This is a genomic window from Bradyrhizobium huanghuaihaiense, assembly GCF_007830635.1.
Classification (GTDB): domain Bacteria; phylum Pseudomonadota; class Alphaproteobacteria; order Rhizobiales; family Xanthobacteraceae; genus Bradyrhizobium; species Bradyrhizobium huanghuaihaiense.
Genome location: NZ_VLLA01000018.1, coordinates 21781 through 47540, shown reverse-complemented (window position 1 = coordinate 47540; position 25760 = coordinate 21781). Strand labels below are relative to the sequence as shown.

At 64.9% G+C, this 25760-nt stretch carries 26 protein-coding genes; 17 read left to right on the top strand and 9 right to left on the bottom strand.

Annotated elements, in window-relative coordinates:
- Positions 1-12: 12 nt before the first annotated feature.
- Positions 13-288 carry a PsiF family protein gene (locus IQ16_RS45860; protein WP_018646485.1) on the bottom strand — a complete coding sequence of 92 codons (276 nt, stop codon included), beginning with the start codon at positions 286-288 and terminating at the stop codon, positions 13-15.
- 224 nt (positions 289-512) lie between these two features.
- Between IQ16_RS45860 and IQ16_RS29665 the strand changes: the two genes are divergently transcribed.
- On the top strand, positions 513-1004 hold the full coding sequence (locus IQ16_RS29665) for a hypothetical protein (protein ID WP_018646486.1): 492 nt from the start codon (positions 513-515) through the stop codon (positions 1002-1004).
- A 65-nt stretch (positions 1005-1069) separates the two neighbouring features.
- On the opposite strand, the gene IQ16_RS29660 is transcribed toward IQ16_RS29665, so the two are convergent.
- Positions 1070-1618, bottom strand: coding sequence for a TetR/AcrR family transcriptional regulator (locus IQ16_RS29660; protein ID WP_018646487.1), 549 nt, complete (start codon positions 1616-1618; stop codon positions 1070-1072).
- A 110-nt stretch (positions 1619-1728) separates the two neighbouring features.
- Between IQ16_RS29660 and IQ16_RS29655 the strand changes: the two genes are divergently transcribed.
- From IQ16_RS29655 to IQ16_RS29635, 5 genes are all read left to right on the top strand, one after another.
- Positions 1729-2157 (top strand): acyl-CoA thioesterase, encoded by a 429-nt coding sequence (locus IQ16_RS29655; protein WP_018646488.1) that lies wholly within the window; start codon positions 1729-1731, stop codon positions 2155-2157.
- Between the two features lie 3 nt (positions 2158-2160).
- Positions 2161-2637 (top strand): PaaI family thioesterase, encoded by a 477-nt coding sequence (locus IQ16_RS29650; RefSeq protein WP_018646489.1) that lies wholly within the window; start codon positions 2161-2163, stop codon positions 2635-2637.
- 44 nt (positions 2638-2681) lie between these two features.
- The gene (locus IQ16_RS29645; protein WP_018646490.1) at positions 2682-3065 is read left to right on the top strand and encodes a CidA/LrgA family protein; all 384 of its coding nucleotides are present in this window, start codon (positions 2682-2684) and stop codon (positions 3063-3065) included.
- A complete protein-coding gene (locus tag IQ16_RS29640; protein ID WP_018646491.1) occupies positions 3062-3784 on the top strand; it encodes an LrgB family protein in 723 nt (240 codons plus the stop codon). The genes IQ16_RS29645 and IQ16_RS29640 overlap by 4 nt, the downstream gene beginning before the upstream one ends.
- Positions 3785-3872: 88 nt before the next feature.
- The gene (locus IQ16_RS29635) at positions 3873-4535 is read left to right on the top strand and encodes a DsbA family protein (RefSeq protein ID WP_026312538.1); all 663 of its coding nucleotides are present in this window, start codon (positions 3873-3875) and stop codon (positions 4533-4535) included.
- Positions 4536-4615: 80 nt separating this feature from the next.
- On the opposite strand, the gene IQ16_RS29630 is transcribed toward IQ16_RS29635, so the two are convergent.
- The 3 genes from IQ16_RS29630 to IQ16_RS29620 all read right to left on the bottom strand — a co-directional run bounded on the left by IQ16_RS29630 (position 4616) and on the right by IQ16_RS29620 (position 6982).
- On the bottom strand, positions 4616-4822 hold the full coding sequence (locus IQ16_RS29630; RefSeq protein WP_026312539.1) for a hypothetical protein: 207 nt from the start codon (positions 4820-4822) through the stop codon (positions 4616-4618).
- An 83-nt stretch (positions 4823-4905) separates the two neighbouring features.
- A complete protein-coding gene (locus IQ16_RS29625) occupies positions 4906-5976 on the bottom strand; it encodes a carboxylesterase family protein (RefSeq protein ID WP_018646494.1) in 1071 nt (356 codons plus the stop codon).
- A 34-nt stretch (positions 5977-6010) separates the two neighbouring features.
- Positions 6011-6982 (bottom strand): S1C family serine protease, encoded by a 972-nt coding sequence (locus tag IQ16_RS29620; RefSeq protein ID WP_018646495.1) that lies wholly within the window; start codon positions 6980-6982, stop codon positions 6011-6013.
- A gap of 288 nt (positions 6983-7270) precedes the next feature.
- Between IQ16_RS29620 and IQ16_RS29615 the strand changes: the two genes are divergently transcribed.
- From IQ16_RS29615 to IQ16_RS29575, 9 genes are all read left to right on the top strand, one after another.
- Positions 7271-8689, top strand: coding sequence for a M20 family metallopeptidase (locus IQ16_RS29615; RefSeq protein ID WP_026312540.1), 1419 nt, complete (start codon positions 7271-7273; stop codon positions 8687-8689).
- Positions 8690-8951: 262 nt separating this feature from the next.
- On the top strand, positions 8952-10742 hold the full coding sequence (locus tag IQ16_RS29610; RefSeq protein ID WP_018646497.1) for a peptide ABC transporter substrate-binding protein: 1791 nt from the start codon (positions 8952-8954) through the stop codon (positions 10740-10742).
- 30 nt (positions 10743-10772) lie between these two features.
- Positions 10773-11732: an ABC transporter permease gene (locus tag IQ16_RS29605; RefSeq protein ID WP_018646498.1), complete on the top strand. Its 960-nt coding sequence runs from the start codon at positions 10773-10775 to the stop codon at positions 11730-11732.
- Positions 11698-12615, top strand: a complete 918-nt coding sequence (locus IQ16_RS29600) for an ABC transporter permease (protein WP_018646499.1) — start codon at positions 11698-11700, stop codon at positions 12613-12615. The genes IQ16_RS29605 and IQ16_RS29600 overlap by 35 nt, the downstream gene beginning before the upstream one ends.
- The gene (locus IQ16_RS29595; protein WP_018646500.1) at positions 12615-13610 is read left to right on the top strand and encodes an ABC transporter ATP-binding protein; all 996 of its coding nucleotides are present in this window, start codon (positions 12615-12617) and stop codon (positions 13608-13610) included. Before IQ16_RS29600 ends, IQ16_RS29595 begins: the two co-directional genes overlap by 1 nt.
- The gene (locus IQ16_RS29590; RefSeq protein ID WP_018646501.1) at positions 13607-14575 is read left to right on the top strand and encodes an ABC transporter ATP-binding protein; all 969 of its coding nucleotides are present in this window, start codon (positions 13607-13609) and stop codon (positions 14573-14575) included. The genes IQ16_RS29595 and IQ16_RS29590 overlap by 4 nt, the downstream gene beginning before the upstream one ends.
- Positions 14576-14798: 223 nt before the next feature.
- On the top strand, positions 14799-15935 hold the full coding sequence (locus tag IQ16_RS29585) for a TRAP transporter substrate-binding protein (protein WP_018646502.1): 1137 nt from the start codon (positions 14799-14801) through the stop codon (positions 15933-15935).
- A 103-nt stretch (positions 15936-16038) separates the two neighbouring features.
- Positions 16039-16707 (top strand): TRAP transporter small permease subunit, encoded by a 669-nt coding sequence (locus IQ16_RS29580; protein ID WP_035667545.1) that lies wholly within the window; start codon positions 16039-16041, stop codon positions 16705-16707.
- On the top strand, positions 16707-18605 hold the full coding sequence (locus IQ16_RS29575; RefSeq protein ID WP_026312541.1) for a TRAP transporter large permease: 1899 nt from the start codon (positions 16707-16709) through the stop codon (positions 18603-18605). Before IQ16_RS29580 ends, IQ16_RS29575 begins: the two co-directional genes overlap by 1 nt.
- Before the next feature lie 463 nt (positions 18606-19068).
- Here the strand turns inward: IQ16_RS29575 and IQ16_RS29570 are convergent, their stop codons facing one another.
- The 3 genes from IQ16_RS29570 to IQ16_RS29560 all read right to left on the bottom strand — a co-directional run bounded on the left by IQ16_RS29570 (position 19069) and on the right by IQ16_RS29560 (position 22138).
- Entirely contained in the window at positions 19069-19716 is a 648-nt protein-coding gene (locus tag IQ16_RS29570) for an HAD family hydrolase (RefSeq protein ID WP_018646506.1), read from the bottom strand.
- A gap of 114 nt (positions 19717-19830) precedes the next feature.
- Positions 19831-21735, bottom strand: coding sequence for a sensor domain-containing diguanylate cyclase (locus IQ16_RS29565; RefSeq protein WP_018646507.1), 1905 nt, complete (start codon positions 21733-21735; stop codon positions 19831-19833).
- A gap of 181 nt (positions 21736-21916) precedes the next feature.
- Positions 21917-22138, bottom strand: coding sequence for a dodecin (locus IQ16_RS29560; protein ID WP_018646508.1), 222 nt, complete (start codon positions 22136-22138; stop codon positions 21917-21919).
- Positions 22139-22310: 172 nt separating this feature from the next.
- On the opposite strand from IQ16_RS29560, the gene IQ16_RS29555 reads away from it, so the two are divergent.
- Positions 22311-23192, top strand: coding sequence for a DMT family transporter (locus IQ16_RS29555; protein ID WP_018646509.1), 882 nt, complete (start codon positions 22311-22313; stop codon positions 23190-23192).
- On the opposite strand, the gene IQ16_RS29550 is transcribed toward IQ16_RS29555, so the two are convergent.
- Positions 23189-24445, bottom strand: a complete 1257-nt coding sequence (locus IQ16_RS29550) for a glycosyltransferase family 87 protein (protein ID WP_018646510.1) — start codon at positions 24443-24445, stop codon at positions 23189-23191. The genes IQ16_RS29555 and IQ16_RS29550 overlap by 4 nt on opposite strands.
- Before the next feature lie 313 nt (positions 24446-24758).
- Between IQ16_RS29550 and IQ16_RS29545 the strand changes: the two genes are divergently transcribed.
- Positions 24759-25760, top strand: coding sequence for a glycoside hydrolase family 16 protein (locus IQ16_RS29545; protein ID WP_018646511.1), 1002 nt, complete (start codon positions 24759-24761; stop codon positions 25758-25760).

Genomic DNA, 25760 nt, shown 5'->3' with positions numbered 1-25760 from the left:
ATTGGGACGGGTTTACTTCTTGTCAGCGGCAGGGGCGGCAGTGCCGGCCTTGGCTTCCTTCATGCACTCGCGGCGGAATTTCTTGCGCTCCTTGCCCTTCAGGGCCTTGGCATCCGCCTGCTTGGAGCATTCGAGCGACTCGGCCGAACGCTCCTTCGGCGCCGCCTTCTTGTCGGCGGTGGCAGCGGTATCGGTCTTGGCGGCCGGCGCGGTGGCCTGCGCGAAGGCGGCGCCCGAGGCGAGCAGGGAGACGAGGGCGGCGGCGGCGAGGCGAGAGGCGAGGGTCATGATGTTGCACTCTTCTTGCGAGAATTGCGGAGGGCTGGAACGTCGGCTCGCGATGCTGAACGCGACATGAATGATTTCAACGGTGCGATCACTATATTTTTGCGGCGAAAGCCATCGCTTCCTTGTCGCGAGCCGGCGGCACGCTAGGATAGCAATCCTCGTTTCGCTTCCCCCAAAGGGAAGATCAAGGGAAGATCAAGGGAAGACCAAGGAGGAGATCAGGGATGACCAATCAGACAAAATTGCTGTGTGCGATTGTGGCGTCAGGTGTCGTGGCATTGATGGCCGCCGCGCCGGCGCAGGCGCTGACCTCGCAGGAGTGCAGCGCGAAATATCAGGCCGCCAAGAAGGACGGCTCGCTCGGCACCATGAAGTGGAACGACTTCCGCAAGGCCCAGTGTGGGGCCGATGCGACGCCGGCCGCTGCGCCGACCGCGGCTGCTCCGGCCGCGCCTGCCGCTCCGGCCGAACCGAAGCAGGCCAAGAAGGAGGCGGCTCCCGCTGCCGTGCCGACGCTGCCGGCCGGCCCCGCGATCTACCCGAACGCGGTCGATCCGAAATACGCCAAGGAGCCCGCCGGCAAGGCGCGCCTGCACACCTGCGTCGACCAGTACAATGCCAACAAGACCACCAACGGCAATGGCGGCTTGAAGTGGATCCAGAAAGGCGGCGGCTATTACAGCGAATGCACCAAGAAGCTGAAGGGCGCCGCCTGAGCTTCAACGGAACGGGATGCGATGGCCGGAGCAAAGCTCCGGCCATTTTCGTTCGACCCGATCGTCTAGTCCAACAGCTTCTCGGCCGATTTCGCCACGAGCTGCGAACGCTTGCGCGGGCCGCGCTCGACGAACAGCAGGCTCTGGCCGAAGATGAAGCAATAGAACAGGAAGGCCTGCGCCTCGGCCGCCTCGGCCTCTAAGCCGGTCGCGCGATAGAGCTCGGCAACGTGCTTGAGCCGCGCGGCATCCACGCTCGCGACCGCGGCCGCGGCGTTCTCGTCCGAGCGGGCCCATTGCCGGATCGCGAGCTCGATCGCCATGCCTTCCGGATTGAGCCGCTCGGAATAGAGCTGGATCATCGCCTTCAGCCGTTCGCGGGGCGCCTCGCCGTCGAGGCTCGTCTGCTGCGCGATCGACGCCGCGCGTCCCTCGCGCCAGCGTTCCAGCATGGTCTCGAGCAGCGCGGCGCGGTCGGCGAAACGGCGGTAGAAGCCACCCTTGGTGACGCCGAGATTCTTGGCGAGCACCTCGACCCTGACACCCTCGACCCCCGTGCGGGCGAGCTCGGCGAACCCCGCCTCGACCCAGACATCGCCCTTGCCGTCACTCATGAAGGAAGCCTCACCGGTTCTTGATACGGTGCCGTATTGCTAACGCGCCGGAGCCCTGATACGCTACCGTATCAACAACAAAGAACGGAACGGGCAGGGAGAAAATTGCGATGGAGCGGGAGGCGACCTATCGCGGCACGGTTTATCCGTGGCAATGCGACCATGTCGGCCACATGAACATCATGTGGTATGTCGGCAAGTTCGACGAGGCCAACTGGAATCTGTTCGCCCGTCTCGGGCTGACGCCGAGTTACCTGCGCAGCTCCGGGCGCGGCATGGCCGCGGTCCAGCAGAACATCGCCTACAAGTGCGAGCTGCTCGCCGGCGACATCGTCGAGATTCACAGCCACCTGCTCGAGGTCCGCGACAAGGCGATCCGCTTCCGGCACGACATGCGGAATGCCGAGACCGGGGAGATCGCCGCGACGTGCGAGATCACGGGCGTGCATATGGACCGTCAGCTCCGCAAGTCCGCGCCGTTCGCCGATGCCATCCGCGAAGCGGCCTCGCGGCATCTCGTCGAACCGGCCGAGGTGTGAGCCATGACCGCGTTCGAGCCGAAAAACCCGGGCTATCGTGCTGCGGCCATCGCCATGTTCGACGGCCAGCCGGCCATGCGCACGCTCGGCATCGTGATCGTCCGTCTCGCGCCGGGCGAGGTCGAACTGGCGATGCTGCATGCGCCGGCCTTCACACAGCAGAACGGCTTTATCCATGCCGGCATCATCACGGCCGGGCTCGACAACGCCTGCGGCGTTGCCGCCTACACCTTGATGCCACCGGAGGCCGATATCCTCACCGTCGAATTCAAGACCACGCTGCTCGCACCCGCCCGGGGCGAGCGTTTCGTCTTCAAGGCCGAGGTGGTCAAGCCCGGCCGTACGCTCACCTTCTGCGAGGCAAAGGCCTTCGCCGAGCATGACGGCAAGACCACGCTGATCGCCACGATGACCGGGACACTGATGGCGATGCTGCCTCGCCCTGCGAGTTCGCATGAGGTGCGCGCGTCGCGCGCATAGCGGCGATTGACAAGCCTGGCGGCGCATCCCTTGATGCGAACGCCATGCTTGCAAGTCTCGGCCTCATCCTGCTCTGCCAGTTGATCGGCGAAGCCGTCGTGCGCGGCCTCGGCCTGCCATTGCCGGGGCCCGTGCTCGGACTTCTTCTGCTCCTGATCGTGCTGCTCGCCCGCGACCGCTTTGCGCTGCTTGCGCGCGGGCCGCTGCGCGATGGCGGCATCGAGACGGCGAGCAAGGGCCTTCTGGTCCATCTCTCGCTGCTCTTCGTGCCGGCCGGCGTCGGTGTCGTGCAGGAGCTCGATCTCCTCGCGTCTCACGGTATCGCCATCGTCGTCGTGCTCGCGCTGTCCGTGGTCGTCACGCTGCTCGCGACTGTGCTGACCTTCCGCCTCGTCAGCCGATTGTTGCGGCAACAGGACGCGCGATGAAGGACAACCCGTTCTCGCTCTGGGTCTACCTCTCGCAGTCCCCGCTGCTATGGCTGACCGTGACCCTGCTGGTCTATGCGAGCACGGATGCGGTGTCGCTGGCGACGCGGCGCCATCCGCTCGCCAATCCCGTGCTGCATGCGACGTGGATCATCGGCGCGTTCCTGCTCCTGACCGGCACCTCCTACACGACCTATTTCGCCGGCGCGCAGTTCGTGCATTTCCTGCTTGGACCCGCGACCGTCGCGCTGGCCGTGCCGCTCTACGAGAACCGCAAGCGCGTGGTTTCATCCATCGTGCCGATGCTGGTGGCGCTGATCTCAGGCTCGGTCACGGCGGTGGTGTCGGTGGTGCTGCTGGCCGAAGTCGCTGGACTGCCGCGCGATGTCGTGCTGTCGCTGGCGCCGAAATCCGTCACCGCCGGCGTCGCCATGGGCATCGCCGAATCCCTGCACGCCGATCCTTCGCTGGCGGCGGTCGCGGTGATCCTCACCGGCATCATGGGCGCGATCATCGTGACGCCGCTGATGAACCGCACCGGCATCACCGATTACCGGGCTCGCGGCTTTGCCGCGGGCCTTGCCGCGCACGGCATCGGGACGGCGCGCGCGTTCCAGGTCGACGAGATCGCCGGCGTCTTCTCCGGCATCGCCATGAGCCTGAACGCTTTGGTGACCTCGTTCCTGGTCCCCTTGGCCGTCACGCTGCTGGTGCGATGACATCGCTGCCGCGACACTCTATATGGTCGGTAACAATTCCCGGTCCCAAGCCGTATTTGCCGAAGATGGGACCGAAACGGGACGAGATATGACTGGATCTGGAAATAAGAACCGCATGGTGCGGACCCGACGCGCGGCGCTGACGCTGATCGGGGCGGGCGCGCTTGCGGCGGGCGGCATCACCTCTGCGCTGGCAGCCACCGACGATGACGAGGTGCTGACAGAAACCAAGGTGCTGCGCGATCCCGACACGCCGGTCGCCGGCAATCCCGACGGCAACATCACCATCGTCGAATGGTCCGACTACAATTGTCCCTATTGCCGCAAGCTCGAGCCCGAGCTGCGCCAGGTCGTTCAGGATGACGGCAAGGTGAGGCTGGTGATGAAGGACTGGCCGATCCTGGGGCCGGTCTCGGTCACGGCGGCACGGATCGCGCTCGCGGCCAAATTCCAGGACAAGTACCACCAGGCCCACGACGCCATGATGGGCGTCTCTTCGCGCCTGACCGAGCCGCGCATCAACGAGCTGCTCGCGGCCGCCGGCGTCGACATGGACCGGTTGAAGCGCGATCTCACCGATCACGCCAAGGACATCGACGCCATCCTCAAGCGCAACAACGAGCAGGCTGAGGCTTTTGGTTTCCGCGGCACCCCGTCCTTCATCGTCGGCAAGTACCGCGTGCCCGGCGTGCTCAGCATGACCGAGTTCGAGCAGGTGATCGCCGACGCCCGCAAAGCCAAGATGAACTGACGCACGCAACGTTGATCGTCGCCCAACACAAAGGCGCCGCCGCGGACCCGCGACGGCGCCTTGTTCATGATACCGCGACGTTACTTCGACGAGATGCGGACCCAGTCCTTGTGCGCGCGATCGCGCAGCGCATCCCAATCGGCCTTCGCGACATCCCAGTTCACGATGGTGCGATTGGTGGTTGCGACCTCGCCATTGGCGACCGACGAGGTCTGCATGGAGTCATAGACATAGACGCCGCCCGCAAGCAGCAGCGCGCCCAAAATCATTCCGAAAAAAGTCCTCATAGCGAGCCTCCGGTGTCGCGCCGATAACGTCGGCACGGCCACGATGGTTCCGCGGCCATGCGGCGCATCTAAGGAGAGGTTGTTCATTCTCCGTTCAGCCACGCCAGCAGCTCCGCGTTGATCTCGCGCGGATAGGTGTGGCTGAGGTCGTCGATCTCGCGGTAGCTGACGTCGGCGCCGGCGGCGGAGAGCGCAGCCTGGGTCTGCCGCGCGGTCTGCACCGGAAACATCCAGTCCAGCTTGCCGTGGGTGATGAAGATGGGCAGGCCCCGCATGCGCTCGGCATCCGCCATCTCCACCATCAGCGGATGGAAGGTCGCCGAGACCGGCGCGAGATGCGTGAAGGGCGAGGCGCCGTCGAGGCCGGTGACGTAGCAGAAGGTGCCGCCGTCGCTCATGCCGGTCAGCAGCATGCGCGAGACGTCGATGGTCCAGCGGCTGCGGACGGTCTCGAGGATGCGCATCAGGTTCGGCGTGTCGGAATCGTCGCCCATCAGTGCCCAGGTTGGTCCGGTTGCAGTCGGTGCCAGCAGGATCGCGCCGAGACTGCGTGCGTCGCGCAGCCAGCTCCAGAGAAAGCCGCGGCCGTTGCCGCTGCCGCCATGCAGCGCCATCACCAGCGGCATGGCGCGATCGGGCGTGTAGTATTCGGGGACATAGACCGAGAAGCCACCGCGGCTGCCGGGCTCGTTGTGGTCGTGGAAGATGCCGGTGTGTTCGCCTGCGCCGACTTCCAGCCGTGAGAGCAGATCGCCATTCTCGCGATTGGCGGCATTGAGAAAGAAGCTGCTCACGGGCGGAAACTGGGCCGCCAGCGGATAGAGCGCCTCCAGCGCGCGCGGCGCGTGGCGCAGTGCGCGAAACACGGCGACGAGATCGCCATTGCCGCGCTCGACATCGCGGATGCCGGCAAAGGCGGCGAGCGTCTCGCCGCAGGCGCGATCAAGTCGTTCGCGCAGCCCGGCGAATTGCTCCGGCCATTCTCCAATCGCGGCGTGCGATGCCTGCAGCGCCTCGTCCGGCGCGCCGATCGCGTTCATCACCGAGGCGAAGGCCGGCGGGTGCAAGTGCCGCTGGAAGAAGCCGAGCGCTTCAAGCGCATTGAGCAGCGGCGGCAGAACGGCCACGATGTCGTCGATCACGGCCTCGCTCATTGCAGCTTCCCTTGGCGGCGTTCCTGGCTTGGGGTCAGTGCAGCTTCGGCGCCTTCAACAGCCTGAAGCGATCGGTCGAGGTCACCGTGACGTCGAAGGTGACGCCCTCGTGATGGATGGTCAGCGGCACGTCGACGCCGGCGGCGCCGAGAGCCCACATCTTCCTGTAGAAGGCGGTCTGGCTCGTGACCTTGTCGCCGTCCACGGCGAGGATGACGTCGCCGGTCTTGAGTTCGGCGCGTGCGGCCGGGCCGTTGGCGGAGATCCCGATCACCACCACGCGGTTGTCGATCTCGGTCGAGTAGAGCCCGAGCCAGGGCCGCGACGGCTTGTTGACGCGGCCGAATTTGCGCAAGTCCTCCAGGATCGGCTTCAAGAGGTCGATCGGCACGATCATGTTGACGTGCTCGGCCTTGCCGTCGCGTTCTCGCTCGAGCTGGAGCGAGCCGATGCCGATCAACTCGCCGCGCTCATTGAGCAGGCCGGTGCCGCCCCAGTTCGGATGCGCGGGATAGGTGAAGACGGCTTCATCCAGTAGATATTCCCAGTAGCCGGCGAATTCCTGCTTGGCCACGATCTGGCTTGCAACCGACCGCGTGCGGCCGCCGGCGCCGCCGACCACGACGCGGTCGCCGATGCGAGTATCGGCCGAGTTGCCAAGCGGCAAGGGTTCGACGTCGAGCTGACCGAGTGCCTGCACGAGGCCGAAGCCGGTGACGGAATCGAAACCGAGGGCATGCCCCTCGACGACACGTCCGTCGGCGAGGTGCAGCCAGACCGATTCCGCCTCGGTGATGAGATAGCCGATGGTGAGCACCAGCCCGTCGTCGATCACGACTCCGTTGCCGGCGCGTTCGGTGCCCAGCGTTTCGGCGCTGAATGCGTCCGGCGGGACGATGGCGTGCAGGCCGACGACGGAAGCGAGCGCGCGGTCGAGATCGAATCCGTAATCGCTCGCACGCGGCTGATTGGCCGGCGGCACTCTCCATTCGGTCAGGGCGGGCATGGAGTTCTCCTGGCTGAGTGCATCGCGCCGCCATTCATGCCGGACGACGCGCGAAGCACGTATAATTTAGGCCGGAGAGGGCCGTCTTGAAAGCCTCGTTGCTCAACAATTCCGGAGAACGCCGCATGAAATCTTCGAAACGCACGGAAACACCTCGTGCACAGCGGGCGGGCAACGGCGCGATCCGGCACCGGCCGCATGGCTGCTGTCCGGCGAGGTGCTAGGCGGGCTGCAATGAAGCTGCTAACCATTGCCGCTTCGTTTGACCAAGGGATCACGGACCGAAGCATGGATAACCGCAGCGACATCTGGCGTGGCGTCGACACGATCAAGGCGCGTTTCATCGACCTCAGCGACAAGGTCTGGGGCACGCCCGAGGTGTGCTACACCGAGGCGCGGTCCGCCGCCGAACATCTCGCCGAGCTGCGTCATCAGGGCTTCCGCATCACCGAGAACGTCGCCGGCATCCCGACCGCGCTGATGGGCGAATGGGGCGAGGGCGGACCGGTCATCGCCTTCATGGGTGAATATGATGCGCTGCCGGGGCTCAGCCAGGAGGCGGGCGTTGCGGAACACCGTCCGGTCGAGACCGGCGGCCATGGCCATGGCTGCGGCCACAATCTGCTCGGCTCTGCCGCGCTGCTCGCTGCGACCGCCGTGAAGGACTGGCTTGCCGAGAACAAGGTGCCCGGCCGCGTGCGCTATTACGGCTGCCCGGCCGAAGAAGGCGGCGCGGCAAAGGCCTTCATGGTGCGCTTCGGCGCGTTCGAGGACGCCGACATCGCCATCACCTGGCATCCGCACAGCTTCTGGGAAGTGGCGGTGACGCCGTCGCTCGCGAACACCCGCGCCGACTTCATCTTCACCGGCCGCACCTCGCATGCGGCGGCCTCGCCGCATCTCGGCCGTTCCGCGCTCGATGCCGTGGAACTGATGAATGTCGGCGTGAACTACATGCGCGAGCACATGCCGAGCGATGCCCGCGTGCATTATGCGCTGCTCGACACCGGCGGCATCGCGCCCAACGTGGTGCAGGCGCATGCGCGCGTGCGCTACTCGATCCGCGCCCGCGATCTTCCCGGCATGAACGAGCTGGTCGAACGCGTGTCCAAGATCGCGCAGGGTGCTGCGCTGATGACCGAGACCAAGGTCGAGATGAAGATCATCTCCGCGGTCTCGAACATCCTGCCGAACGCGCCGCTGGAGCAGGCGCTGCATCGGGTCATGGAAGAGCTCGGACCGCCGCATTTCGACGATGCGGACAAGAGCTTTGCCACAGAGATCCGTGCGACGCTGAGCGACAAGGACATCTCCTCGGTCTACTACGCGATCGGCATGGAGCCGACCGATCGGCCACTGGCCGATTTCCTGGTGCCGCTCGATGCCAAGCGCAATCCGCTTGTCGGCTCGACCGACGTGGGCGACGTCAGCTGGGTGGTGCCGACCGTGCAGGTTCATGCACCGACGGTTGCAATCGGCACGCCCTTCCACACCTGGCAGGTGGTGGCGCAGGGCAAGAGCCCGCACGCGCACAAGGCCATGGTGCAGGCGGCCAAGGCGATGGCCGGGCTCGGCATCAAGGCGCTGATGGATCCGGAGCTGATCAAGGCCGCCAAGGCCGACCTTCAGAAGCGCACGGCGAAAACGCCTTACGTTTGTCCGCTGCCGGACCACGTCGCGCCCCCGCTCGATATGTCCGTGGCGTAGAATTCCGTCTCGATACTTCGTCTGATCCGGCGAACAAATTTTCCGCAGTGCAGCGCGGTTTCCGGCGCATTTTGGCGCCGGATTGCCGAACGCTTGGGCTGCGGAACAGGGTTTTGCCCAACGGACAGCCAGAAGACCGTTTGCATACACACGGTCCTAGTTGACGTGCCCCCTAATCGGTGTGCCATCTACCGCCAGCCAAACCCGGCGGTCGCGTCTTGCGGCCGCCTGCATCCATACGGGAACCAGACGGGGGACAACCATGCTGGATAAAGAACTGCGTTCGATGATCGGTCAGGTGAAGGACGGGCGGATGGATCGCCGCGCCTTCATCAAGCGCATGGCCGCTGTCGGTCTCACCGCCCCCCTGGCCAACCAGATCCTCGCGCTTGGCGGTGTCGCCATGGCGGAGGGCCCCTCGACCTACAAGCCGACCAAGCGTGGCGGCGGTGGCGCGCTGAAGCTGCTGTGGTGGCAGGGCCCGACCCTGCTCAACCCGCACTTCGCCACCGGCACCAAGGACCAGGACGGCTCGCGCCTGTTCTACGAGCCGCTCGCCTGCTGGGATCCGGATGGCAACATGAAGCTGGTTCTGGCATCCGAAATTCCGTCGATCCAGAACGGTCTGCTCGCGGCTGACGGCAAATCGGTGACGTGGAAGCTGAAGCCCGGCGTGAAGTGGCATGACGGCAAGCCGTTCACCGCCGACGACATTGTCTTCACCTGGGAATACATCATCGATCCCGCGACGGCGGCCATTACCGTGGCCACCTACCGCGACATCACGGTCGAGAAAGTGGACGACCTGACGGTTCGCATCACCTTCAAGAAGCCAACGCCGTTCTGGGCGGACGCCTTTGTTGGCGCGCCCAACACCATCATCCCCAAGCATCTGTTCGCCGACTACAAGGGGTCCAAATCGCGGGAAGCGCCGACCAACCTGTCGCCGGTCGGAACCGGCCCGTACAAGTTCGTCGAATTCAAGCCCGGCGATCTCGTCCGCGGCCAGCTCAACCCCGATTACCACATGCCGAACCGGCCTTATTTCGACACGGTCGAGATGAAGGGCGGTGGTGACGCGGTTTCGGCTGCGCGCGCCGTGATCCAGACCGGCGAATATGATTTCGGCTGGAACATCCAGGTCGAGGACGACGTCCTCCTGCGCCTGGAGAAGGGCGGCAAGGGCAAGACGATCTATGCCGTCGGCGGCGACACCGAGTTCATCGCGCTCAACTTCACCGACCCCAACACCGAGGTCGACGGCGAGAAGTCGTCGATGAAGACCAAGCATCCGCTGTTCTCCGACCCCGCGGTCCGCAAGGCGCTATCGCTGCTGATCGATCGCGAGTCGGTGAAGAAGGCGATCTACGGCCGTGCCGGCCGCACCACGGCCAATTTCCTCAACGGCCCGGAAAAATTCGTCTCCAAGAACACTTCGTGGGAATTCAGCATCGAGAAGGCTTCGAAGATCCTGGACGATGCCGGCTGGAAGCCGGGCGCGGACGGCATCCGCGAGAAGGACGGCAAGAAGCTGAAGCTCTTGTACCAGACCTCGATCAACGGTCCGCGCCAGAAGACGCAGGCTATCGTCAAGCAGGCCTGTCAGAAGGCCGGCATCGACGTCGAATTGAAGTCGGTCGTGGCCTCGGTGTTCTTCTCGTCGGACGTCGCCAATCCCGACACCTATGCGAAATTCTATGCCGACATCGAGATGTTCCAGATCCCGCTGAGCCAGCCCGATCCGTCGCAGCATATGCGCCGCTTTCTGTCGACCAACGTCGCCACCAAGGAGAACAAGTGGCAGGGCACGAATTTCCCGCGCTGGATCAACAAGGACTACGACGCAGCGATCGAAGCCGCCGAAAGCGAGATGGATCCGCTCAAGCGCGCGGAGCACTACATCAAGGCCAACGACCTCATGTATCAGGACACCGTGTTCATCCCGGTGCAGCATCGGTTGAAGGTGGAAGCGGCGGCCAACAATTTGCGGCCGATCATCAGCGGCTGGGCCAACGAAACCGACAATCTGCACGATTGGTACCGCGAGGAATGATCCCCCAACTCTAGACGGGGCCCTTCCCTCATGAGTCAATACGTCCTGCGTCGCCTGCTGATCGCGATTCCGAGCCTGCTCGGAATCTCGGTCGTGCTGTTCGTCGTGCTTGCGCTCGCCCCCGGCGATCCGTTCTCTGAACTGGCGACGAACCCGAACGTGCCGCCCGAAGTGCAAGCCGCGCTTCGGGCCAAGTTCGGCCTCGACGATCCGATCCACCTCCGTTACCTGCACTGGCTCAACGCCATGCTGCACGGCGACTGGGGCTTTTCCTTCGTCAGCCGGATGAACGTCGACACGCTGATCCTCCAGCGCCTGCCGGCCACGCTCTACGTGATCGGCTCGGCGCAGATCCTGGCGCTGTTGATCGCGATTCCGGTCGGGGTCTATGCCGCGACGAAGCCCTATTCGTTGTTCGACCAGATCGCCAACACGCTCGCCTTCGTCGGCTTCTCGCTGCCGACCTTCTTCACCGGCATCCTGTTCATCCTGATCTTCTCGGTCACGCTGGACTGGCTGCCCTTCGTCTACACCACCGACATCAAGGCCACCGGCATCCACTGGGTGCTGGAGATGATCCGTCAGGCCATCATGCCGGTCGCTGTGCTCGGCCTGTTCCAGGCGGCGTCGATGACGCGCTTCGTGCGCTCGGCGATGCTCGACGTCATCAGGCTCGACTACGTCACCACGGCGCGGGCCAAGGGCCTCGGCCAGGCCACGGTGATCGTCAAGCACGTGATGCGCAACGCCATGATCCCCGTGGTCACGCTGATCGCGTTGCAGATGCCTGCGGTGTTCGGCGGCGCCATCGTCACCGAGCAGATCTTCCGTATCCCCGGCATCGGCTCGCTGCTGATCTCCTCCATCCTTTCCAACGACACGCCGGTGGTGATGGCCGTCACCTTCGTCTTCGCGTGCCTCGTGGTGCTGTTCAACCTCATCGCGGACGTTCTTTATGGCTGGCTTGACCCTCGCATCTCCCTCCGCTGAGCGGGGCGTCTACTCGCCCTGGCGCGAGACGTGGCGGCGCTACAGCCGCCACCGGCTCGCTGTCGTCAGCGCCTTCCTGCTCCTCATCCTGGTGCTCGCCGTCGTGCTCGGGCCCTTCGTGTGGCGCGTGAAGATCAACGAGATCGACATCGTCGCGGGCATGCAGGGGCCGTCGTTCGCCCATCCCTTCGGCACCGACGATCTCGGCCAAGACATCCTGGCGCGCATGATCTATGGCGGCCGCATCTCGCTCGCTGTGGGGCTCGCCGCGATGCTGGTCTCGGTCTTCATCGGCACGCTGATCGGCGCGCTCGCCGGCATGTCGCGCGGTGCGCTCGGGCACGGATTGATGTGGCTCACCGACCTTTTCCTGTCGTTGCCGCAACTGCCGCTGCTGCTCCTGCTCATCTATCTGTTCCGCGACGGGCTGAAGCAGGTGTTTGGTCCCGAAGGCGGCATCTTCATCCTGATCGTGCTCGTGATCGGGGGCTTGCGCTGGATGCCGGTGGCGCGGCTCGTGCGCGCGCAGTTCCTGTCGATCCGCGAGAAGGAGTTCGTCGAGGCGGCCCGCGCGCTCGGCGCCAGCCCGGTGCGGCAGGTGGTACGCCACATCCTGCCCAATGCGGTCGGCCCGGTGATCATTGCCGGCACCATCGACGTCGCCGCCGCCATCATCGCCGAATCGACGCTGTCCTTCCTCGGTCTCGGCTTTCCGCCCGATACTCCGACCTGGGGACGACTGCTGTATGACGCGAAGGACTTCCTCGACATCGGTCCGCACTGGGCGCTGTTCCCGGGCGGCGCGATCTTCATCGCGGTGGTCGCCATCAACTTCATCGGCGACGGCCTGCGGGACGCGCTCGATGCGCGACGGGTGATCTGATGGCGCCGCTGCTCGAGATCAAGGGCCTGAAAACCCACTTCTCCACCGACGACGGCATCCTCCAGGCCGTCGACGGCGTCGACATCTCCATCAACAAGGGCGAGACGCTCTGCGTCGTCGGCGAATCCGGCTGCGGCAAGACCGTGACCGCGATGTCGATCCTTAAGCTGATCGCGATGCCGCCGGGCCGCATCGCGGCCGGCCAGATCATCTTCGAAGGCCGCGATCTCGTGCCGCTGACCAGCAATCAGCTCGACGAGATCAGGGCCAAGGAGATCGGCTTCATCTTCCAGGAGCCGATGACCTCGCTCAATCCGGTGCTCACGATCGGCGAGCAGATCGCCGAGAGCCTGCGCCGGCACGAAGCGGTGACCAAGAAGCAGGCGCTCGAGCGCACCATCGAGATGCTGAAGCTGGTGCAGATCCCCAATGCCGAAGGCCGGGTGCACAATTATCCGCACCAGTTCTCCGGCGGCATGCGCCAGCGCGTGATGATCGCGATGGCGCTCGCCTGCAAGCCGAAGCTGATCATCGCCGACGAGCCCACCACGGCGCTCGACGTCACCATCCAGGCGCAGATTCTCGACCTCCTGCAGGACATGAAGGAGCGCTTCGGCATGGCGGTGATGCTGATCACCCATGCCATGGGCGTCGTCGCCGAGACCGCGCAGCGCGTCGTCGTGATGTATGCCGGCAAGGTGGTCGAGGAGGCGCCCGTCGACGATCTCTTCGGCGATCCCCGTCACCCCTATACGCAAGGCCTGATCCGCTCGATCCCGCGCATCGACCTCGACAGCGAGCACAAGACACGGCTCGAGGCGATCGGCGGCTCGGTGCCGATCCTGATCAATCCGCCGGTCGGCTGCCGCTTCGCACCGCGCTGCAAGTTCGCCATGAACGTCTGCATCGAGAAGGAGCCGCTGCTGCGCGAGGTCTCACCCGGCCATCGCATGGCCTGTCACCTCGGCGATACACAGTTGGGAGGCGCGGCATGAGCGAGCCCTTGCTCCGCGTCAGCGGCCTGAAGAAACATTTCCCCGTGCTCGGCGGCCTGCTGTCGCGCCAGGTCGGCAGCGTCTATGCGGTCGACGGCGTGTCGTTCTCGGTCAATCGCGGCGAGACGCTCGGCCTCGTCGGCGAATCCGGCTGCGGCAAGTCCACCACGGGGCGCTGCGTGCTGCGCCTGATCGAGCCGACCGACGGCGAGGTCACCTTCGACGGCCAGGACGTGCGCAAGCTCGGCGGCACCGATCTGCGCGCGATGCGGCGGAACATGCAGCTGGTGTTCCAGGACCCGTTCGCCTCGCTCAATCCGCGCATGACGGTCGGTGCCATCCTCGGCGAGGCCTTCACCATCCACAATCTGGCCTCGTCCGCCAAGGAGCGCGAGGAGCGCGTCGCGGGCCTGCTCGTGAAGGTCGGGCTCAAGGCCGAGCACATGCGGCGCTATCCGCACGAATTCTCCGGCGGCCAGCGCCAGCGCATCGTGATCGCGCGCGCGCTCGCGGTCGAGCCGAAGCTGATCGTCTGCGACGAGCCGGTCTCGGCGCTCGACGTGTCGATCCAGGCGCAGGTCATCAACCTGCTGGAAGATCTCCAGGCCGAGCTGAATCTGACCTATCTCTTCGTCGCCCACGACCTCTCGGTGGTCGAGCACATCTCCGACCGCGTCGCGGTGATGTATCTCGGCCGCATCGTCGAGCTCGCCAAGGCCAGCGACCTCTACCGCAATCCGCAGCATCCCTACACCAAGGCGCTGCTATCGGCGGTGCCGGTGCCCGATCCGAAACTCAAGCGCGAGCGCATCCGCCTCAAGGGCGACGTGCCGAGCCCGATGAAGCCGCCGTCGGGCTGCCACTTCCACACCCGGTGTCCGATCGCTCAGCCGCGCTGCGCCGAAAGCGCGCCGGAGCTGAAGGAAGGGGCGGGCGGGCACTTCGTGGCGTGTCATCTGGCGTAATGGTGCGGCGCGTCATGCGCAGCAGCGCCCTTTACGGTGCCTCTTAATTTAATCCGACAGGCGGGGAATAATTCGAACAGGCGAGTTGGCGGCGTCCTGCACGCCGTCCGCGTCGTAGCGTCGCATCGTCCGGAAACTTTCTTGCCAAAGTCCGGCGCAAGTCCTTGTCTTCTCCTTACAAAAAAGGGGCGATCCGTCACGGATCGCGCTGAGGGAGGACATCATGACGAAGACGAGCAAGGACGGCGCGTCGACGCGCCGCCGTTTTCTGAAGGCTGCCGCAACCGGGGCGGCCGCCACTGTCGCCGCACCAACCATCGTCCTGGCGCAGGGGCCGATCAGCATGCGCTGGCAGAGCACCTGGCCGGCCAAGGACATCTTCCACGAATACGCGCTCGACTATGCCAAGAAGGTCAACGACATGACCGGCGGCGACCTCAAGATCGAGGTGCTTCCCGCCGGCGCTGTGGTGCCGGCCTTCGGTCTGCTGGATGCGGTGTCGAAGGGCACGCTCGACGGCGGGCACGGCGTGCTCGCCTATCACTATGGCAAGCAGAACGCGCTGGCGCTGTGGGGCTCGGGTCCGGGCTATGCCATGGATGCCAACATGCTGCTCGCCTGGCACCGCTATGGCGGCGGCAAGGAGCTCCTCGAGAAGCTCTACGCCTCGATCGGAGCCAACGTCGTCTCGTTCCCGTACGGGCCGATGCCGACCCAGCCGCTCGGCTGGTACAAGAAGCCGATGACCAAGGTGGAGGATTTCCAGGGCCTCAAATTCCGCACCGTCGGTATCTCCATCGACGTGTTCACTGGCCTCGGCGCAGCGGTCAACGCGTTGCCGGGTGGTGAGATCGTCTCGGCGATGGATCGTGGCCTGCTGGATGCGGCCGAATTCAACAACGCCACATCCGATCGCGTCCTCGGCTTCCCGGATGTTTCCAAGATCTGCATGCTCCAGAGCTACCACCAGAACGCCGAGCAGTTCGAGATCTTGTTCAACAAGACCAAGTTCGACGCGCTGCCGGAGAAGATGAGGGCGATCATCGCCAATGCTGTCGACTCGGCCGGCCAGGACATGGCCTGGAAGGCGATCGACCGCTATTCCAGGGACTACGAGGAGCTGCAGACCAAGGACAAGGTCAAGTTCTACAAGACACCGGACTCGATCCTCCAGAAGCAGTTGGAGGTGTTCGACCAGGTGGCCGAGAAGAAGTCGGCAGAGAACCCGCTGTTCAAGGAGATCGTGGAATCGCAATTGGCCTTCGCCAAGCGGGCGACGCAGTGGGAGCAGGATACGGTGGTCAGCCGCCGCATGGCCTACGCCCACTATTTTGGTCCCAACGCCAAGAAGAAGAGCTAGCCGGCTCATCGCACGATCGAAGCGTCATCCGGGACCGCAACCCGGATGGCGCTTGTCTTGTCTCTAGGCAACAGTGACGCCAGGATTGGCGGTGGCAACGCACATGAATCCGCAGCGCTTTCTGTACACCATCGACGCGATCAGCACGTGGACCGGCAAGGTCGCGGCCTGGCTGGTCGTGGGCCTGATGGCGCTGGTCTGCGCCGAGGTCTTCAAGCGTTACATCCTCAACATGCCGACCGCCTGGATCTTCGACGCCTCGAACATGCTGTATGGCACCCTGTTCATGATCGCGGGCGCCTATACGCTGGCCCAGAACGCGCATGTTCGCGGCGACTTCCTCTACTCCTCGATGCGGCCGCGCACCCAGGCGAGCCTCGACCTCGTGCTGTACTTCGCATTCTTCCTGCCCGGCATCGCCGCGCTGGTCTATGCGGGATGGGACTATGCGCTGGATTCCTGGCGCATCAACGAGCATTCCAACGTCACCGCCGAGGGGCCGCCGGTCTACCACTTCAAGTTCATGATTCCGCTCGCAGGCGCTCTGGTGCTGCTGCAGGGTGTAGCCGAAATCGCCCGCTGCGTGCTCTGTCTCAAGACGGGGGCCTGGCCGAGCCGGCTCGCCGATGTCTCCGAAATCGACGTCATCGAGGAGCAGCTTGCGCACAGCGAGCATGTCGACGAAGAGGCGCGGACGGCAGCGATCGCACGCGCGCAGGACATCGAGGAAAGCGCGCGGCAGCGCGGCATGGGCGGAGACCTGCAGGGATGATCAGCGATCCGGCACTCGGACTCTTGATGCTCGGCCTCATCGTGGTCGTGATCATGATGGGCTTTCCGACCGCCTTCACCCTGATGGGGCTCGGCATGTTCTTCGGCTTCTTCGCCTATCACCGGGCGGGCGAAGCCTGGGGAGACAATCACATCTTCGACCTGATGGTTCAGCGCACCTATGGTGCGATGACCAACGACGTCCTGATCTCGATCCCGCTGTTCGTGCTGATGGGCTACGTCATGGAGCGCGGCGCGCTGGTCGACAAGATGTTCTACTCGATCCAGCTCGCCTTCCGCCGCGTGCCTGCCTCGCTCGCGGTGGCGACGCTGATCGTCTGCACGTTCTGGGGCATCGCAAGCGGGCTCGTCGGCGCGGTCGTGGTATTGATGGGCGTCATCGCCTTCAATCCGATGCTGAAGGCCGGCTATGACGTCAAGCTCGCCTCCGGCGTCATCACCGCCGGCGGCACGCTCGGCATCCTGATTCCGCCCTCGGTGATGATCATCGTCTACGCGGCCGTGGCCGGACAGTCGGTGGTGAAGCTCTACGCGGCGGCGATGTTTCCGGGCTTCTTCCTGGCCTTCCTCTATCTCGTCTACATCGTCGGCTGGGCGCTGCTCAATCCGAAGATTGCGCCGAAGCTTCCCGAAAGCGAAATCAAGGTTCCGGTCCGTCCGTGGCTCGTCACGCTGCAGCAAGCCTATTCGCGCAAAGTGCTGCCGGCACTCGTTGCGGCGCTGCTGGCGCCCGCCAGGATCGTCAGCGCCGGCGTCGACGGCGCCCGCGTTACCTATTCAACGCTCGTGAAGAGCCTCGGCTACGCGCTGGTGCCGCTGGTCCTCACGCTCGCAACGCTCTGGGTCACCTGGTGGTACGTCGTGATCCACCAGCAGGCCGACATTCAAACGCCGGTCGCGGCCGCGACGCAGCAACAGCCTCGCGCGGAGGAGACGCTCCAGCCGCTCGGCGCGGGCGCCCAGCAGCAGGAGAGCGCCGAAGACAAGCTCGAGGAGCTCGGCGGCGCCGCCAGCCGGTCGGAGAGGTCCACGACGAACGAGCCCGAGGTGCTCCAGCAGATGGGCAGTGCCGAATTGCGGGGCAAGACCACGGCCGCGCCCGTGGAGTCCGGACCGCCGCCCGAGTTCTATACTTATTTTGCCGTCGTCGCCGGCATCTTCGCGCTCATGCTGCTCTATTATTACTGGACCATGGAGGCCGAGCAGTTCGAGGTGTTGCGGCTCCTGGTCATGTCCGTGATGCCCCTCGGCATCCTGACCGTGGTCGTGCTCGCCGTGATCCTGTTCGGCATCACCACCGCGACGGAATCGGCGGCGGTGGGCGCGGCCGGCGCCTTCCTGCTCGCGTTCCAGGCCCGGACGCTGGACTGGAAGCGCACCAAGGAAGCGGTGTTTCTGACCGCCAAGACCACCTCGATGGTGTGCTGGCTTTTCGTGGGCTCGGCGCTGTTCTCGGCGGTGTTCGCGATTCTCGGCGGCCAGGCGCTCCTCGAAAGCTGGGTGCTCTCGCTCAACATGTCGCCGGTCCAGTTCATGATCCTGTCGCAGGCGATCATCTTCCTGCTCGGCTGGCCGCTGGAATGGACCGAGATCATCGTGATCTTCGTGCCGATCTTCCTGCCGATGCTGAAGCACTTCAACATCGATCCGGTCCTGTGGGGCGTGCTGGTCTTCGTCAACCTCCAGGCTGCATTCCTGTCGCCGCCCGTGGCGATGTCGGCGTTCTATCTGAAGGGCGTGGCGCCAAAGCACGTCACGCTCAACCAGATCTTCTCCGGCATGATGCCCTATATGCTGATCGTGATCGTCTGCATGGTATTCATGTACATCTGGCCCGGCCTGACGCTGTGGCTGCCGAACTATCTGTACGGAAGTTGAGCATCGGACGTCCCCGTGCTCGCCGGCCTGGAATCCGGCCCCTGGAAACGAAGGCCGGCGCACCCGCGTTCGACGCTTCCATGGGCGGCATGGATCCCCCGGCCGCTTCTTGGGTGAAGGAGTAAGCGGAAAAAACATTTCGGACTGTGAAGCATCTTACACCACCTGCCTCCGATGGTGCTAGAATGGCCGCGCTTCTTAGGAGGCCCCGATGCTGACGCCCTTCAACAGGCCGTACTGGGAACAGAGCGCTCGTGACTGGACGATGAGGCTTGGCGCGCTCATGCCCCAACCGCGGAACAAGCCCGCCGAGCCCAAACCACAGCAGCCTCCATGGCGGCACTTCGACGATACCCATCATTGGGACTCGACCGCGGAGGAATGGGTCCCCAATCACGACAGGTGACGCGCCGGGACCGAGCCAGCCTGGACGCCTTCATCGGCGTTACGCTGTTACGCATATTCATCCATGAAGCAGGCCATATTCCGAGAGAGCCTGCCTGAAAGCCTCTACCGACGTATGGTGATGCGCGAGCAGCCCCGCCTCGCGCGCGCCGGTAACATTGGCCATGAGATCGTCGACGAACAGCACGGTCTGCGGCATCAGGTTGAGTTCGGACAGACAGCGGCGATAGCAGCGCGGGTCCGGTTTCGCGGTCTTGAACCGGGCCGAGGCGTAGATCCTCGAGCCGAACAGCGGACGCAGACCGGGCAGCAGCGCGTCGATATGGTCGGCGACCAGCGTGGTGTTGTTGGTCAGGACCGCAACATCGACGGTCTTGCGCAGGCAGCGGACGATCTCCAGCATCTCGGCATTCGCCTGCATCGAACGGCGTCGCGCCTCCACCCACTCGTCGAGCGACAGCGGATAGCGCATGCGTTCGCCGAAGCCTCGCAGGTAATCCGCAGCATCGAGCGCGCCGGAATCGCCGAGCGCCTCGAAGCCGCTGTCCCAGATCGCCTCGTGGATGAATTCGCTGGTCGTCCCCGCCAGCTCCGCCAGACAGGCGACGCGCTTGGCCCTGTCATAGTCGCAAAGCACGTTGTCCATGTCGAACAGGACGAGCTTGATTCCGTCGGTCACAACAGCACTCTTGGAGTGGCCGAACATCCGGCCGTGACTGCAGTCATATCGCGCCGGCGGACTGAGGACAAACCTGGGACTGTCTCTACGGTTGTGGTGCACGCCGCAGCGTTCGTTGCGCCTGGTGAGAGGTCGATCCCGTCACGCGGTCTTCGCCGGCCAGGCGACGACCTGTCCCGACATCACCAGCCGGTCACGGCCGCTGTCCTTGGCGGCGTAGAGCGCGCGGTCAGCGGCAGCGACCAGCGTGCTGGAGTCCGCAGTGGTTTCCGACGGGAGGCTTGCCGCGGCGCCTACGCTGACGGTCACCAGGCGAGAGGGCGGGTTTTGCGCATGCAGCATTGCGAGATCGCGCAGCGCCTGGCGAATCGCTTCGCCGACCTCGGCGCAGCCGTCCGGGCCGGTGTCCGGCAACAGCACGGCGAACTCCTCGCCGCCGTAGCGGGCGGCGAGATCGGCGGGGCGCCTGGCGTGAGCGGATAGGATCCGGCTCAGCGCGCGAAGGCACCCGTCGCCCGCCAGGTGTCCGTAGTGGTCGTTGAACTTCTTGAAATGATCGACATCGATCAGCAGGAGGGAAAGCTGCGTGCCGTCGCGCCGCGCGCGCGCCCATTCATCAGTGAGGCGTTCGTCGAACGTGCGCCGGTTGGCAAGGCCGGTGAGGCCGTCGGTCGTTGCAAGCGCGGCGAGCTTGTCCTGAAGGTCCTTCTGCTCGGTCATGTCGCGCACGACCGCAACAACGCCGTCGATCTCGCCGCTGTCGGAAGCCCGTGTCACGTGCAGGGCCGCTTCGACCCAGATATCGCCCTTCTCGCGATGGCGTTGGCGGTAGACGAACCTCGCCTCCTCGGCCTCGCCGTTCTTCAGCGCGGTGATGGCCTGCTCGACCCGTTCCATGTCCTCCTCGTGGATGCCGGCCACGGCCGACTTGCCGAGAAGCTCGTCGGGCGACCAGCCGATCATGCGCTGGCATGATGGAGAGACGTAGAGCAGGCGGTTATCCAGCCCGATCCGGGTCACCATATCGCTGGATTGCTCGGCAAGCAGGCGGAAATGGGCTTCGTTGGCGGCCAGCGCCTGTGCCATGCGCTGGCGCTGCGACAGCTGTCGGACCAGATAGTAGCCGATCACCGCGATCAACAGGACGAGTCCGAGGACGAAGGTCACGCGCGTGACGGCCGCGCGTCGCCAGGGCGTCAGCACATCGTCTTGCGACTTGCTCGCCAGCACCATCAGCGGATAGCGGCTGCTGCGCTGGTAGTAGCTCAGCCGCTGCACGCTATCTAGCGGCGACTTGAAATAGTAGACGGCCGCGACCGGCCGTTTTTTCCACTCCCTGAACAACGGCGCCTTCGACAGGTCGCGCCCGACGAAGACGCCGCTCTCGTCGCGGCTGCGCGCCAGCATGATGCCGTCATTGTTCAGTAGCGACGCCGAGCCGTTCGGCCCGACGTCGAAGCGCTCGTAGAATTTGACGAAATAGGCGACGTCGATCGTGAGCAGGGCGACGCCGGCGAAGCTGCCGTCGGGGCGGTCGATCCGGCGCGACGCAGTGATGATCCACTGACCGCCGGCGCGGCTCTTGATGGGCCGCCCGATCAGCGTTCCCTTTTCCGGGGAGTCGCGGTGCCGCTGGAAATATTCGCGGTCGCTGTTGTTGAGTCTGGAGAAATCGATCTGCTCGGTCGTGGCGAGCCAGCGGCCGGTCTCGTCATAGACGAAGATGCCGCGGATGCGGTCCGATGATTTGCGAGTCGGCAGATAGGTCTGGAGCTTCTCGATCGTGTCGGGACCCATCCCGTCGAGTTCGAGACGATGAACCAGCCCGACCAGGATCGTATCGGCGAGCTCGAACGTGTCGTCCGCGTGCTGAATCAGCGAATGCGCGAGATTTGCCATGTCGATCTCGGCGTTCCTGAGATCGGCATTTCGCGTCTCCCATTCGCGCCAGGCGCTCAAGCCGAGGATCGTCACGCAGATGAGCACGACGAAACCCGCCGCCCAGAGCGGAAGGCGCGTCTTGCCGAGTTCGCGGCTCGTGACCATCGGGCTTGCTCCCAATCGGAGCAAACCTCTCACTTCGGACTTAACGGCCTGTTGCAATATCCGCGATGATTGTGCGCGGTCCGTATTCAACCGGGTCGTGTCGATAGATCTTGATCGACTGTCGTCGGCAGATGTTAACCACGCTGCCGCGGCGTGGCGGTTTTGCCCGGCATCGGCCGCGTCATCCCTCCAGCGTAAATCCGACCCGCAGCGTCACCTGGTAGTGGCGCACGGAATTGTTCTCGATGTGACCGCGCGTCTGCACCACCTCGAACCATTTCATATCGCGGACGGTCTTGGCGGCGCGGCCGATCGCGTTCTTGATCGCATCCTCGATCGAGGTCTCGGATGATCCGACCAGCTCCAGGATCTTGTAGACGTGGTCCTTCTCGGCGGTGGGCATGAGGCGTCTCCCCTTGTGCTGTGGCGGGCCCGGATACCGCTCCCGCGGTGTATCCGAAAGCGTCGGGCCTCCCCTGTGAACGGGCGGCCTGGCTTCGGGTTCCCTGCTCTGCGATGGCCTCGATGCGCCAGCCGAGGTGGAGCGGCCAGCGTTCGCCTGCTAAGCGCTAGCCATGGATTCGGCGCGGCGCGACAGGACGATCGGCTCTCTCTGCCTCTGCGTGACGGCGTTCGGCTGGGCGCTGAACTGGCCGCTGATGAAGCTGTTGCTCCAGCAATGGCCGCCTTTGTTCGCCCGCGGGCTCGCCGGTGTCTGCGCCGCGGTCATTCTCGGGATCCTGGCGCTGAGCCGGAAGGAGGCGTTTGCCGTGCCGCGGGAGGCGATCCCGCGGCTGCTGTTTGCGACCCTCACCAATGTCTTTGCCTGGATGGGGCTCGGCACGGTCGCAATGAAATACGTGACCGTGAGCGAAGGGGCGCTGCTCGCCTATACCATGCCGATCTGGGCCATGCTGTTCGCCTGGCCGGTGCTGCACACCCGGCCCACGTTGCGGGATGGTTTCGGGCTCGCCCTCGGCGTCGCCGGCGTTGCGCTGCTGCTGAGCGGCCACGGCTTCGCCTTCGGCGCCGACAAGCTCTTGGGCATCGTCCTGGCGCTGCTCTGCGCCATCCTGTTCGCGCTGGGCAACGTGCTCAATCGCAAGCCGCTGCCGATGCCGCCGCTGGTCGTCGTCGCCTGGCAGGTCGGGCTCGGCTGCGCCACCATGCTGATTCTCGGCGTGCTGTTCGAGCACCCGGACGTCTCGGCGATCACCCCGCTGGGCCTCGGCTGCTTCGTCTACATGACGCTGGTGCCGATGGGCCTCTGCTACGTCACCTGGTTCGAGACGCTGCGCCGCCTGCCGCCGACCGCGGCGTCGACCGGCATGCTGATTGTCCCCGTGATCGGCGTGATCTCCGCCGCAATCATCCTCGGCGAGCCGCTGGGCCTGCGCGAATGGGCGGCGATGGCGCTCACGCTCGGCGGCGTGACGCTGGCATTGCAGCGCGCCTAGACGTGGTGTTGTGCGGCCTGCGGCGAGGCCGGTGCAGGCTGTGTCCGTCTCCACAGCAGTCCTAGCAGGAGAAACAGCAGTGCCATCAACGCGAAGCCGCCAATGGCGGGTGTGAAATGCCGACTGGGATCGGCTGTCTGCTCGACTTGCACGGCCAGCCGTGCCGATTGCAGTAGCCCATAGGCGCCGGCGAGCAGGATCAACCCGTACATCCAGCTGCGCTCGCGCGGGCTCGCCAGCGTGGCGAGATCGGGCAGGATCAAAGCAAGACCGATCCCCAGCATCGGCAAGTCGTAATCATACGCATAAGGGCTGATCATCACCGACACCGTCACCGCAATGCCAAGCGCGAATCTGGACGACGTGCCCCGTGCAGTGCCGATGAGGACGGCGAGCAAGGCCAGCCCTGCAACGGTCACCTGGCCCCAAAAGGCGATATTTGCTGGAAGGCCGGCTTCGTAGAGCGCGGCATAGGCCGAGATCATGCGATAGAGCGGATAGGAGCCCTGCTCGAGATAGCTCGCCGATTCCCTGATCGCGCCCAGCCAGGCTGTCCAGATCTGCCAGCCGAACAGGAGCGTGCAGAGCAGCGAGCTCGCCAGCACAACGGCTGCCGCGGTCGCAAGCGCGACCCAGCGCCGCGTCGCCAGCAGATAGACGCCGACGGCGATGGCAAGGTGCGGCTTGATCACCATGGCGCCGAGGGCAAGGCCCGCGAGAAGCGGCCGCCGTTCGACGCTGAGGCAGACCAGCGCGATCAGTGCGCCGGTGAGAAAGCCGTTCTGCCCGGCGCCGATGGTGATCGCCAGCGCCGGAAACAGGATCACCAGCACCGGCGCGAAATTTACGTCCGCGATCTTGCGCAGCACCGCGAGGTAGAGCGCGAGTGTTGCGGCCGTGAACAGCAGATAGGCGAGGCCGACCGGCAGCAACGCGAACGGCGCAAGCAGGAGATCGTATTGCGGCGGATAGGTCCAGGGCATGAAGCCGGTCGCGCCGCCGGCGGCCTCCATCTGCATCTTCAGCAGGGCCTCGAAGTGATAGACCTGGTCGAGGTCGCCGCGCCAGACGCGCTGCGCGACGATGTGGAAGGCGTCGAAATCGGCGAGCTTGCGGTCGGTCCAGCCGCCCCAGCGGGCGAACCAGAAGGTCTTGAAAGCGACGATCGCCGCCAGCGCGGCCAGCACGAGACGCAGATAGGTCGCCCGCTTCGACGGCGAGAGCCGAACTCCTTCCAGTGTTTCGGCGAGCATGGCGGCGGCAACCTCATACCTGACGGATTGGCGGCCGGGCGGGCAGGTCCGCAGATCCCTGCAAGGCTGCCATTGGAGGCTTAAGGGACGGTAAGGAATCCGGAAGGATTTCGGCGGCGGAGCGGTCCCTGGCGCGAGAATCTGCCCGGATTCGTCATCAGGCTTGTGCTGATGATGCGCTTCCGGGCCTATCGGCGTGAGCGGTCAAGATGTCTTGCGAAATCGCCCGGGGGCGTCGGATCGGTGCGCTTGCCCGTTCAGGGACAGGCAAGGTAATTTCAGTGAGGTTTCCTGGCATGTTCGATGTGCGGTGATGATCGACCGTTGGACGAAGGGTGCTCTGCTCGCGATCGGTCTGTCGGTCGTGCCTGCGCCTGTCGTGGCGCAGGATGATCTCGGTGACGCGCCCGGCACGGTATCGCTGCAGGTGACGACCGATCCTTCCACGATCGAGTGCCGCAGGCTGGAGACGGTCAATCCCTCGTCGCTCGCGTTCCTGACGCTGCGCCGGACGTTCAACGACGATTTCAACGAGCATCCGCTCGCGACAGGGCGCTGGGTGCCGCACTATGCCGGCGGCGCGGCGTGGCCGGAGGCGCGCTACTGGGGCGGCGACGGCTCCGACTTCAAGCGCAAGACCAGCGCCAATGGCGAGCAGCAGATCTATGTCGATCCGCGTTACGCCGGCCGCGGGGCGGCGCCGCTCGGGCTCGATCCGTTCAAGGTCAAGGACGGCGTGCTCTCCATCGTCGCCAGCCGCACGCCGCCGGAATTGAAATCCGTTCTGTTCAACAACGAGTACATCTCGGGGATCCTGACGACGCAGGGATCGTTCGCGCAGAAGCACGGCTATTTCGAGATCCGCGCAAAAGTCCCGGTCGGCCATGCGGTGTGGCCTGCCTTCTGGATGCTGGCGGACGACGGCGGCTGGCCGCCGGAGGTCGACGTGCTGGAGGGGCGCGGCGAGCGGCCTGGGGACCTCGTGATGACCACGCACTGGCGGGTCCCGTCGACCCAGAAGATCCAGTCCTGCGGCTTCGATTTCGCAGTCGGCGATGCTTCGAACACCTTCCACAATTACGGTGTGCTGTGGGAGGAGGATCGCCTGGTCTATTTCATCGACCGTCGGCCGGTGTCCGACATCAAGGTGCCGATCGGCTTCGACGATCCCATGTACATGATCGTCAACCTGGCGATCGGATCGAAGTTCTTTATTGGCGTGGGACCAGTCGACGCGGAATCGCCGCCGAGCGTGGCCTTCGAGATCGACCGGATATCCGTCTATCAGATCGATATGGAGCAGGCGCGGAGATAG